Source organism: Acetobacter fallax (genome assembly GCF_011516735.1).
Classification (GTDB): domain Bacteria; phylum Pseudomonadota; class Alphaproteobacteria; order Acetobacterales; family Acetobacteraceae; genus Acetobacter; species Acetobacter fallax.
Genome location: NZ_WOSX01000004.1, coordinates 1 through 12,156 on the forward strand (window position 1 = coordinate 1; position 12,156 = coordinate 12,156).

A 12,156-nucleotide genomic window follows, 5' to 3' on the forward strand; every position below is an offset into this window, starting at 1 on the left:
CTGCGATTACGTGGCCCAAACGGCGCTCATGACGAGTTCCTCCTCGCCGCAACCGCCCAGAACCTCCGCAAGATGGCCAGGCTCGTCCCACCGCGGGAGGCGATGGCGGCAAAGTGAGGTGAAGAGGCCAATCAGGCTAACCCCACGGTGCTTTCATCCGCAATCACAACAAGGCTTTTTCAACACAATCAGGGCGATTGCGGCCTTCATCTTCTACCTCAAAGAATGAGTCCTGAGCCTAATGAACTCTGCTCCGCTGCAAGCGTGAGCGAAAACCATCCAGAAGAACTGTCAATCATTAGCTAAAAAGCATGAGATCAGTTTGTCACGCTATCAATCAACGGTTTTTCGATCCCTCCAAATGAAAGCGGCATCTACAACTACTCGCGCAAGGTCTCATAAAGTGTTTAGTCAGCAATAATTAAGCAATTTCGCCCACCACGCTTGCCTTTATAAAGAGCCCGATCTGCACGGCCGATTAAACTTTCAGGTGTATCACCAGGAGAAATTATGGCTAAACCGATACTACACGTTGCAACAACAATGCTTTCTTCAACTCTTATGGGCATACACAAAACGCGATGAAGTGTATTGGCTTCTTCAATGACACTCTGTATTTTGCGAACTATAGGATAAATTATGATAAGCTCTTCGCCACCGTAACGTCCTGCCATTACGCCGGGACCAGAGGTCTGGCGTAGCCGCAGGCCATATTGTTCCAGAACGAAATCCCCCGCCTGATGCCCAAATGTATCGTTGATCAACTTGAAATGATCTATATCAATTAAAGAAACCGCGATTAGTTCACCTGGGGCGAGAGAAGATATAAGGTAAGATAATTCATCAAGTGCTGTTCGACGATTAAGTAAACCAGTCAACCCATCAACTCTAGACTGTTGACGAAGTTGTGCCTGAATTTCTTCCATAACACGAGTGCGATCACGCACAGCTCTATCAATATTTTTTTGTCTTACCATAACGTAACGTCTATAACTCCCTCCCGATATTAAAAAAAACAAAAAACCACAACTGACAAATGCTATCAAAAATCTGGATGAGCGTCCTAGACCACTTCCCATATGGGCGGCAAGATGAGCATGATTGGCGCTTCGCGCATTAATAAAATCAATAGCCTGCACATCAAAAGATATTTGTTGCCCCTGAACGTTCGAGTAGTTTGCAAATGTTTCATTTTCCGTGTGCGGCGCTGTATCAACATTCTCGAGAATATAGCGATAATTAAGATCATTACTCCCTACAAAAGTAGGTGCAACAAAATTAACACTTAGATTACGCTCACCATCTGACCAGATGCGAGGATTTCCAAGCAAATTTACTGAATTAATATAAGCTGATGTTATGCACGTATGTAATTCAGGCAGGGCCGGAAATATGTGTTCTGCGGTAAGATGTGACATTCCCGAGTCAGTACCGAACCAGAGCGAACCGTCATCATCTTCATTTATTGCTCCATAAATAATATGATTAGAAATAAGACCAGAATTAACATCGAAGTGGCGCCAACCACTGGAAGTTAAAACGTTCAGCCCCCTTGAGCTACCAATCCAGATCCAACCGCGAGTATCCCGAAACAGTGATGTCACTACCTCAATATAAGGTGCGTTTCTAGAAAATGAGGATAGTATAGCGCTTCCTTCCTCTCGTAATTCAATTTTTCGAAGTCCGCCTCTTATACCTGCAACCCATACTTCATTTGACATCGTGACCGTCATTAATCGACCGTCTCCGATCCCGAGTTCAATAAGATCAATCTGCGGCTCAAAATAATCTTCTCCAGGTTTTTGTCGGAACAACACATTATCGGTGAGCGCCAGCAGGCGTCCAAACTGATCAAATTGAAGAGCATTAATTCGCCGGTCGTTTAACACTAAAGCTTTCGATAGACGAGACGGAGGATGAAGGGGGTCATCTATCCGGACAATGCCTTGAGCCGTACCAATCCATAAACGCCCAGCACTATCCAGTGCCATTGCACCGGTTAAAGATGCTTGAGATGGTAATGTGATAATATTCCCTGTTTCAGGGTTAATACGCACCAAGCCGGACGATTTCCCGGCTCCCCAAATTGTGCCGTCGCCTGTTCGCAGTAAAGATCTTACGTCAATATTGTAATGCCCAATAGGTAATTTAATATCATCACCATTGTCATGCGAAGAGTAGTGAAATAACCCTTGCTCAGTAGCGAGCCAAAACGCACCAAAGTTATCACGGCGAATAGCTGAAATCCTTGTCGCAGGAAAACCTCGTTCGGTTCCGTAATTTTCCCAGACAGAAAAACCAGCTAACCGCATGATTCCGTGATTTGGACTGGCGAGCCAGATGCCTTCCTCTCGATCAATAAATGCAGATGAAACAGACCCTAGTTTATGTTTAGATAAAAAATTTGTGGATTTCCATTGTCCCGATGAAGAACGAATGAGCAGAGACGAATTTTCCTGTGTGATTACAGAGCCACTTTGTGTCGCTATTAAAAAGAATGAAGAAGTAGATGACCTTGATGAGCTAGTTGGAATATCTTCAACATCAATATCTTTATCTACGCTGATTCGCACAAAATGAATCGCGCTGCGTGCAATCAGCGTTCCATCTGGGGCGATTGTGAGTGCCAGCCATTCATCAGCAGGAATGCCTTCACGAGTCCCAAATACTACAGTAGAGCCATCTCTATTGCGACAAAGAGCGCGGCCACATGCAATCCATAATGTTTCTTCTGATGAGCTAAGCACGTGGAGAGATAGAGTTGTGAGTGGGTTTCCTAAAAGAATAGGTACGTGCTGCGTGTCATCTTCAAAACGTTCAACGACCGGCATTTTCCTAGCATCATGGTGAATACGCCATAATCCGCCACCTTTTGCTGCTCCTTCTCCTACAAGAACGATAAAATCTTTACCCAGTACAGAAAATTGTAACTTCGCGTTTAATTTCAAAGGCACTTTATGAAAGGAGAAGCCTGTGCGCATCCACAGAGCATTATCAGCCCCGACCAAAAGACTTCCGTCACTGCCGCCTGCAAGCGCAGTGACATTCTTAAATATCGCGTTATTTTCATTGTCTACGCGAGTAAATTCACCGCCGGAACTGACATATAAACCCGCAGTTGTCCCAACGTACAAAAAGCCATTACTATCCTGAGCAAAAGCATTGACTATAGCATTGCCAACACCAGTTTGCGCATCAAACAAACGAATCGTTTCAGCCCGAACGGAATAAGAAAAAAAAATAAAAAACAATAAAAATATAGATATAGTTAATTTAACGCAAAGCAAAATTATGTTTATAGATGGCTGTTTCAACTCATCATGATTAAAATAAAATAATTCACAAAAAGTATAATTTAAGTTGCGCACGATCTCTTCGAACTACCTTCAATTCAAATGCAGTTCTATACATAATGAACTCTCATTATCAGAGTGTTAAATTCAAGGAAAATTGTCAATGTCCTATGAAATCGTCGCCTCATATCCCCTGAGATGCAAGCTGGAGAGCTTGATCATACTGAATCAATGCGTCAACAATAGCATCAATCTCTCCCAACATAATTCGATCTATCTTATGTAGCGTTATGCCAATTCTGTGATCTGTGACGCGGCCCTGTGGAAAATTATAGGTGCGAATTCTTTCTGACCGATCACCAGTGCCAACCTGAGACTTTCTGTCCGCAGCACGGGTTGCGTGGAGGCTTGCTCTTTGTAATTCAAAAAGTCTTGCACGAAGAATTTTCATCGCTTTTGCCCGGTTCTTGTGCTGACTCTTTTCCTCCTGCATAGTTACTACGATACCCGTAGGTATATGAGTAATCCGAACTGCGCTTTCTGTCTTGTTTACATGTTGACCACCTGCCCCGGAAGCACGATAAACATCTATTCGCAGATCGCGTTCATCAATCTGAACATCGACATCTTCCGCTTCTGGAAGCACCGCAACTGTCACAGTAGAGGTATGAATTCTGCCCTGACTTTCCGTCATCGGAACACGTTGAACTCGATGAACACCAGATTCATACTTTAATCGCGCGAAAACACCGCGACCGGAGATAGTCGCAATACCTTCACGCAAGCCTCCAAGTTCGCTCTCATCGTAATCCATCAATTCGAATCGCCAGCCATGAATGTCAGCGTAACGCCGGTAAACTCCAAAAAGTTCTGCTGCGAACAGAGCGGCTTCATCCCCTCCGGCGGCAGGTCTGATTTCTAGAATTGCACTACGTTCATCCGCCACATCACGCGGTAGCATTGCCAGGCGGACTTCCTGACGGAGCAATAAAATCCGCTCTCGTAGCCGATGAAGTTCGACTTCAGCAAGGATTTTCATCTCAGGATCAGCAAGCAATTGCCCTGTCTCGCGTTCCTCTATCTGAGCGAAACGTAATTCATTGATCCGAGCTACGAGCGGTTCCAGTTCCGCATATTCACGTGATGCACGAGAAAATTCCTCTCCGGTTACACCACCAGCCAGAAACGCTTCAATTTCTTCCGCACGTCCAACAATACGGTCAAGACGATCATCGAGACTCACACTTGCTGCTCCGCCCTCTCAACCTGACATAAAACTTCAACAACATTTTCGGGCTTGATTTCCTGTTGCCGGCCGTTTGACAGATCCCGCAACTGCACAATTCCTCTCGTAAGTTCTATTTCACCGAGAATGACCACGTGTGAAGCGCCTATCCTGTTCGCTCGCTCCATACGTTTTTTCAGATTGCCACGATATGCCATTTCGGCGCGCAGACCCGCTGAACGAAGCTGATTAAGTAAGTGAATGGCCATACACTCGGCCTCAGATCCTAGTGGAATGACGGCAATGGGTGCGACAACCGGTGGCGGTTCATCGAGCAGCATAGCTAAACGCTCGACACCACCAGCCCATCCTATAGCTGGTGTCTGAGGGCCTCCCATTTCAGCCACCAATCCGTCATATCGGCCACCGGCCAGCACTGTCCCTTGCGATCCAAGACGTGTTGTAACGAACTCAAATGCCGTGTGGCTGTAATAATCCAGTCCGCGAACAATACGGGGGTTAATAGTGTAATTTACGCCAAATGCATCAAGTCCACGTCGCAATTCATCCCAGAAACGCCTAGACTCATCATTAAGAAACAAATCCAGAGCAGGTGCACTGTTTGCAATTAAACGATCTTCAGGTGCTTTACTGTCAAGAATACGAAGCGGATTGCGTTCAAGCCGGAGTTGGCTATCTTCAGAGAGTCTTTCGCGATAGTCAGAAAAATAACAGACCAGCGCGGCCCGCCATTCAGCTCGACTTGCAAGGTCACCCAGCGTGTTCAGTTCAAGGGTTACTTCATCGGCGACGCCGAGAGCGGCAAGCACATCCCGACCCATAGTGATTGCTTCTGCATCTGCAAGAGGTTCACCTGGTCCGATCAGTTCTGCACCAATCTGATGAAACTGTCTGTATCGCCCCTTTTGGGGACGCTCATAGCGAAACATCGGGCCCGCGTAAAATACCTTCTGAGGAAGAGATTGTGTCAGGCCATTCGTGATCAGAGCACGACAAACAGCTGCTGTCCCTTCAGGGCGCAGGGTCAGTGAATCTCCACCACGGTCTGTGAAGGTGTACATCTCTTTCGAGACCACATCAGACGTGTCACCCAACGAGCGGGCAAACACAGCCGTATTTTCGAAAATGGGTGTCGTCCACTCTTCAAACCCATAACGATCAGCAACACGTCGCGCGGCTTCTATAACATGAGCATGACGTCGCTGCTGCTCGCCAATGAGATCGTGGGTACCACGGACGGGCTGAACGGCGCTCAAGGATTACTCTCCCGCAAAACAGTTTTCGGCTGACACGTTAATGTGTCAGCCAGAAAATTATTAAAACTCACTCGACAAAACAATCAGGGTCACCACGATGGTCTTACTGCAAGACCGTTATTTTGCTGTTTCCAGATCAGGGAGTAATGGTGCAACACCTGCTGCTTTCTGTCGTGCATCTTCGGCTTCGATACCGGCGACGCGCTCCTCGACAAGTTCCACAATATGTTCAATCATGGAATCGGCAGCGACAGTATGATCCTGTTTTCCTGCTGAATACACCATATGCCGCCCTGAACCGCCACCGGTGACTCCAATATCAGTCATCAGAGCTTCGCCCGGACCATTGACCACACAACCTATGATAGAAAGGGTCAATGGTGTTTTGATATGAGCAAGCCTGTCTTCAAGTGTCTGGACCGTCTGGATTACATTAAAGCCCTGACGCGCGCACGACGGACAGGATATTATCTTTATGCCTCGGTGGCGCAGGCCAAGTGATTTCAGGATATCCCAGCCAACCAGAACTTCTTCTTCAGGCTCTGCCGACAGAGAAACCCGCATTGTATCACCAACGCCAGCCCATAGCAGATTGCCCAGACCGATCGAAGATTTAACAGTCCCTGCACGTCGGCTACCCGCCTCTGTAATCCCGATATGCAGAGGGTGATCACAAACATCAGCAAGCTGTTGGTAAGCCGCAACAGCAAGGAACACATCGGATGCTTTTACGCTGATCTTAAATTCGTGAAAGTCGTGATCTTCCAGAATTTTAGCATGCTCCAGAGCACTCTCGACGAGCGCATCAGGATTTGGCTCACCGTATTTTTCGAGCAGATGCTTTTCAAGGGAACCCGCATTCACACCGATGCGAATCGAACAGTTGTAATCTTTGGCGGCATTGACGACTTCACGGACACGTTCAGCGCTACCGATATTGCCCGGATTAATGCGCAAGCAGGCAGCACCTGCTTTCGCCGCCTCAATAGCGCGTTTGTAGTGGAAATGAATGTCGGCCACGATCGGAACATTCACTTCACGTACAATCTCAGAGAGCGCCGCTGTGCTCTCTTCATCAGGACACGACACGCGAACGATATCCACGCCGGCAAGTTCGGCACGGCGAATCTGCTCGATTGTCGCCTGCGCGTCACTTGTCAGCGTATTAGTCATTGTCTGCACGCTAACCGGTGCATCGCCGCCGACGGCAACTTTGCCGACATGAATCTGTCGTGATTTGCGGCGTTCAATATACTGGTAAGGGCGGTAGCCACTCATCGTCTGGTCCTCCTGTCGAGGCGAAAGCCGAGGCTTCAGGGTGGGTATGCACGGAGGGGCGCATACTGTTTGGGGCTCTTCCTGCCAAATCTGAGAGCCGATAGCTATAGAAGAAAAAATATCTGGCTGTTTGCTGGGCAGAAAAACAGAAATTATGCAGGATCAATGTTGCCATCACAGTTAACGCTGACCCGAAAATGCACTGGTTCCGGACATTGACCGTAGCTGCATTGCATTCAGATCATCTGCTGAGGATTCATGGCCGGGCTTAGTTGCTGGCCGCACTCTGGGCTTGATGACCGGAGGCGGAGGGAGAGGTACCGGCTCATTAGTTGTCGATGTAACGGTACCGTCTGCCGCTCCGGCTGAAACTGAGGAAGCGTCTGATGCGGATGACTGGTAAGAGCGTCCAGCGATGCTACCGTCCAGGATGGTTTCACGCGATAGCGTGATATTCCGACGGACCGCTCCATTTCGACCCAGAGGCGTAGTTATTATATTCCCTGCGACGAGTGTGATTCCTCCTGCATTTCCGGCTGTAAGAATGAATGGTGCGCCTTCATCTGGTAAGAGCCAGTTATCGCCTGGCTGCATAATATGATTATAGATGACCTTGCCATCACTGGCTTTGACCTGAACCCAGCTGGTAGCAATCGCTTTGATTGCCGGTGGCTCCGGAGGTGCTGGTAAAGGCACCGGGATGCTTTCCGGGGCAATATCAGACGATGGGGAGTCGGGCGATATAGCTGCCACAGGATTGTTTGTTCCCGTTGAAGCTGGTGCCTTAGTAAGCGGAGATGCTGCGCCAGCGTCCGTCCTGCTGACAGATGTCCATTCGTTCGTACCGAATGTCATTTCCGATGTACCGGGTAAGGACGACACTGCAGACGTTGTTTTCTGCGGCTGAGCGACATGGGATGGGCCTGCATCCGGCATCATGGAGGCAATCTGTGGTGACGGCATCGGACCGGGCCGGACTCCGGGCATCACGCTTGCAACGGGCGGAACGCGTTCAAGCGGGACAGGATCATGTCCTGCCATACGATACCAGCCTATGTAAGCTCCGATAACAACGACGATTCCAGTTAGCACTATTGCTCCGGCAGGAACTGTTCTTTCCGGTTCCGGGGTGGGGAATTCAAGTTCCGGCTTACGTTCCACACCACGCGTTTCCCGTTTGAAGCGAGATACGACCTGTTCGGCGGGAAAGCCCAGAGCTGACGCGTATGTCCGCAAAAAGCCCACAGCATACGCATTACCAGGAAGCTCGCCGGGATGCCCCTGCTCAAGTGCTTCCAGATAAGGCAGCCGTATTCGCAGCCAGGAGGCGACGTCGGGGAGTGACCAGCCAAGGGTTTCACGGCGAATACGAAGCGCTGTTGCTATGCCCAGCGTAGCAAAATCGGGCAGTGGAATCTGCTCGGAGTCAGCATTGACCTGCACGTCTTCGCCTTCCTGCGTTCCATTCGGAACAGGACGACATGTGTCGTTCTCTCTCCCGGTGCCTACTACATTTCGGTCATCATTATGACTTCCGGCGCTCACTCCGATCAGCTCCCTGACGTCTTCGCCCATTCAGTGCTCCCGTCGGCCACTCCGGCGCATCAGAGCTTCCACTGCCTGTTCGACCAGTTCGGAAATGATATCTTCCACAGACTGGACGGATCTGACCATACCCACAGACTGGCCAGCCATAACAGAACCTGTTTCCACATCGCCGTCGATCACGGCGCGGCGCAATGACCCTGCCCAGAAATGTTCAATTTCAAGCTGAGCCTCATCTTTACTAAGTTCTCCTGCCTGGAAGCGGCGGAGAGTTTCTGCCTGGTGAGTGAGAAAACGCTGACTCCCATCATTAACGAGGCCGCGGACCGGGATAACTGGAAAACGAGGATCAAGCTGCACCGAAGTCAGGGCGTCGCGTGCGTTAGCTCTGATGAAAGCCTCCTTGAAACGCGGATGCGCAATGCTTTCGGCCGCTGCGGCGAAACGGGTTCCCAACTGCGCACCGGCAGCACCCTGTTCCAGAAAGCCTGTAATAGCGTCACCACGTGCGATGCCGCCGGCAACAAACACAGGGACAGCAGTAATGTGCGGCAGGATTTCCTGCGCCAGCACAGTGAGAGACACCGGTCCGACATGGCCTCCCGCTTCGGCGCCTTCGATCACCAGCGCATCAACTCCCATACGGATCAGGCGTTTAGCGAGAACAAGTGCCGGAGCAAAACCAATGACACTGGCACCACCGTCTTTGGCTGCACGAACGGCGGATGATGGTGGGATACCGCCTGCCAGCACGATATGACCGACGTGGGCGCGCAAACAGACCTGCACGAGTTCGTCAAGTTGCGGGTGCATGGTAATCAGGTTGACGCCGAAAGGCTTCTTTGTAAGTGCCTGCGTCGCGGCTATTTCGGCCTCCAGCAATGCAGGTGTCATGGCACCGCAGGCAATGACACCAAAACCGCCGGCATTTGAAATTGCGGAGACGAGGTTCCGTTCACTGACCCACGACATGGCGCCGCCGAGAATCGCATATTCGGTCCCCAGGAACTCCGTTCCGGAAGCCCACAGACGGTCCAGCTCCTGCCGGGCGGCCTGTCTGGCTTTATAATCCTGTTGACCGGTATCGGCATTCGGAGACGCAAGAGTATCTGTCATAACGGGTTCCGCACCTTCTGCGTCAGGCAGCATCAAGACCATAGGCGGTGTGAAGCGCCCGGATAGCCAGTTCAGCGTAGTCGGCAGCGATGAGCACGGATACTTTGATTTCGCTGGTTGAGATGACCTGGATGTTGATGCCGCGATCAGAGAGGATGCGGAACATGGTGCTTGCCACGCCCGCATGAGACCGCATACCGACACCCACGACACTGATTTTGACAACAGAGTCGTCGGTGATGAGTTCACCATACTGCGTGACTTCACGAGCGGCTTCGGCCAGAGCAATGGCGCGCTGCAGATCGGCCTTGCCTGTTGTGAACGTCATGTTGGTCATGCCATCTTCGCCGGAGCTCTGAACAATCATGTCTACATTGATATTGGCATCCGCGAGCGGTCCGAAAATAGCGGCGGCAATTCCCGGACGATCGGGGATGCGGCGCATCGATATCCTTGCTTCGTCGCGTGAATACGCGATGCCAGTGACCAGTTCCTGTTCCAAAATTTCGTCCTCATCTACCACCAGCGATCCGGGCAGGCGGCCATCCGGCGCCGGGGCGTTGTCTGAGAAGCTCGACAGCACCTGGACGCGTACGCGCTCTTTCATGGCAAGTTCGACACTGCGTGTCTGCAGCACTTTAGCTCCGACAGAAGCCAGCTCAAGCATCTCCTCGTATGTAATTTTATCCAGCTTACGGGCCTTCGCAACGATGCGCGGGTCGGTCGTGTAAATGCCGTCCACATCGGTGTATATATCGCAGCGATCAGCCTTTACAGCAGATGCGACGGCGACAGCGGAGGTGTCTGACCCTCCGCGACCCAGCGTCGCGATCCTTTCTTCATTATCGACGCCCTGAAAGCCTGCGATGACCGGCACCTGACCGGATCGCATGCAGGCGATGAGTCCATCACCGTCGATGGAGCAGATCCGGGCTTTCCCGTGCGCGTCGTCGGTACGGACGGGGATTTGCCAGCCCAGCCAGGAGCGCGACCGAATGCCCAGAGATTGCAGAGCGATGGCCAGGAGCCCGCTGGTGATCTGTTCGCCCGCGGCTACGACCGCGTCGTATTCACGCGGATCGTGGAGCGGGGACAGAGCATCACAGTAGCCGACGAGTCTGTTTGTGACGCCGGCCATGGCCGACACTACCACGGCGACTTCGCAGCCGGCATCGACCTGAGCCTGAACGCGTTTCGCGACGGCACGGATACGATCCAGGTCGGCGACCGACGTGCCGCCGAACTTCATCACGATCCGAGGTGCAGTTCGCTCCATGACCTTACTCTCGCTCCGTCCGGTCCGCGGCTGGCGGCCTTTTCTATCCTGTTGCACAGCGCCTCCGGCCTCCTGGCTGGCGAGCGTGCGTCGGGGGTTCTCAGGTTCTGCCCGTCCACCATGGCGGTATGGATCATACCGGACCGCTTTATATCTGTCCGGGGTTGCGGGCAGACGTGGCGTTGGGCACGACGAACCATTGCGAAGGCGAGCAAGCCGCGTCACATAACCTTCGGCCCGGCTTACGTCCAGCGGCGACTGCAGAAGAAAGGCCTCGTTTTATGCACCCCAACCATAATCCTGCTTCACGGGAAGACATCTGCATCGATGATGACGCAGAGCTGACCGGGCAGAATGCACATGGCGATTCTGTCTCTGCAGAAGAGATTGCACGTTTTGGCGCGATTGCGCGTGAGTGGTGGGATCCTGCCGGGCCGATGCGGCCTCTGCATGCTATGAATCCGCTTCGGATTGGCTGGATTGACCGGCATCTCCCTCTTCGCAGCAGGAAGCAGGCGCGGTTGCGGGTACTGGATCTTGGCTGTGGCGCGGGGCTGGCCAGTGAGGCGCTGGCCCAGGCCGGCCATGATGTGCTGGGGATGGATGCGGCGGCGGAAGGGATCGCGGCGGCGCGACGGCATCTGGAGCAGCATCCCTTACCTTCGGCGGCGGGCTCCCTCACCTATCGGGTTGGCAGCGCGGAGACGCTGGTGACTGAAGGAGAGATGTTCGATGCGGTGGTTGCTCTGGAGATCATTGAGCATGTGACTGACCCGGTGGCCTTTATGAGAATGCTGGCGGAACTGGTGCGACCGGGCGGGAATGTTTTCGTCTCGACGATGAACCGCACGGTGCGGGCCTTTGCGTTTGCCAAGATCGGTGCGGAATACGTTATGCGGCTATTACCGGTCGGGACGCATGACTGGAAGAAATTCGTCACTCCGGCGGAAATGGCCGGGTATGGACGGCAGGCCGGGCTGCGGCTGGACGACATGGCGGGAATGACACCGGATCTGTTCGGGAATAGCTGGCGGGAAAGCCGGGATCTGGGAGTGAACTATATTGCGGCGTTCTCGCGGAGCTGATTTTAGCTGGCAGGGTGTTCATTTTTTCCAGAACGGTCGGGGGTGTTCTGGTGGTCTTTCC

At 51.8% G+C, this 12,156-nt stretch carries 8 protein-coding genes; 1 reads left to right on the plus strand and 7 read right to left on the minus strand.

Annotated features, from left to right (window positions below):
* Window positions 1-407 precede the first annotated feature (407 nt).
* From GOB85_RS19675 to GOB85_RS03640, 7 genes are all read right to left on the minus strand, one after another.
* Entirely contained in the window at window positions 408-3,368 is a 2,961-nt protein-coding gene (locus GOB85_RS19675) for a diguanylate cyclase domain-containing protein (protein ID WP_173576267.1), read from the minus strand.
* A 109-nt stretch (window positions 3,369-3,477) separates the two neighbouring features.
* The gene (gene prfA, locus GOB85_RS03615) at window positions 3,478-4,536 is read right to left on the minus strand and encodes a peptide chain release factor 1 (protein WP_173576268.1); all 1,059 of its coding nucleotides are present in this window, start codon (window positions 4,534-4,536) and stop codon (window positions 3,478-3,480) included.
* Entirely contained in the window at window positions 4,533-5,795 is a 1,263-nt protein-coding gene (hisS, locus tag GOB85_RS03620; RefSeq protein WP_173576269.1) for a histidine--tRNA ligase, read from the minus strand. The genes prfA and hisS overlap by 4 nt, the downstream gene beginning before the upstream one ends.
* Window positions 5,796-5,912: 117 nt before the next feature.
* Window positions 5,913-7,073 (minus strand): flavodoxin-dependent (E)-4-hydroxy-3-methylbut-2-enyl-diphosphate synthase, encoded by a 1,161-nt coding sequence (gene ispG / locus GOB85_RS03625; RefSeq protein ID WP_173576270.1) that lies wholly within the window; start codon window positions 7,071-7,073, stop codon window positions 5,913-5,915.
* A 180-nt stretch (window positions 7,074-7,253) separates the two neighbouring features.
* A complete protein-coding gene (locus GOB85_RS03630) occupies window positions 7,254-8,648 on the minus strand; it encodes a helix-turn-helix domain-containing protein (RefSeq protein ID WP_173576271.1) in 1,395 nt (464 codons plus the stop codon).
* Window positions 8,649-9,734: an NAD(P)H-dependent flavin oxidoreductase gene (locus GOB85_RS03635; protein ID WP_173576272.1), complete on the minus strand. Its 1,086-nt coding sequence runs from the start codon at window positions 9,732-9,734 to the stop codon at window positions 8,649-8,651.
* Window positions 9,735-9,756: 22 nt separating this feature from the next.
* On the minus strand, window positions 9,757-11,010 hold the full coding sequence (locus tag GOB85_RS03640; RefSeq protein WP_173576273.1) for an aspartate kinase: 1,254 nt from the start codon (window positions 11,008-11,010) through the stop codon (window positions 9,757-9,759).
* Between the two features lie 281 nt (window positions 11,011-11,291).
* Between GOB85_RS03640 and ubiG the strand changes: the two genes are divergently transcribed.
* Window positions 11,292-12,095, plus strand: coding sequence for a bifunctional 2-polyprenyl-6-hydroxyphenol methylase/3-demethylubiquinol 3-O-methyltransferase UbiG (ubiG, locus tag GOB85_RS03645; RefSeq protein WP_173576274.1), 804 nt, complete (start codon window positions 11,292-11,294; stop codon window positions 12,093-12,095).
* Window positions 12,096-12,156 lie beyond the last annotated feature (61 nt).

What these genes read in the sequence shown, in the direction of transcription:
- GOB85_RS03640 (WP_173576273.1), bottom strand. Translation starts at nt 11,010, where the DNA reads ATGGAGCGAACTGCACCTCGGATCGTGATGAAGTTCGGCGGCACGTCG.
- ispG (WP_173576270.1), bottom strand. Translation starts at nt 7,073, where the DNA reads ATGAGTGGCTACCGCCCTTACCAGTATATTGAACGCCGCAAATCACGA.
- GOB85_RS03630 (WP_173576271.1), bottom strand. Translation starts at nt 8,648, where the DNA reads ATGGGCGAAGACGTCAGGGAGCTGATCGGAGTGAGCGCCGGAAGTCAT.
- GOB85_RS03635 (WP_173576272.1), bottom strand. Translation starts at nt 9,734, where the DNA reads ATGACAGATACTCTTGCGTCTCCGAATGCCGATACCGGTCAACAGGAT.
- ubiG (WP_173576274.1), top strand. Translation starts at nt 11,292, where the DNA reads ATGCACCCCAACCATAATCCTGCTTCACGGGAAGACATCTGCATCGAT.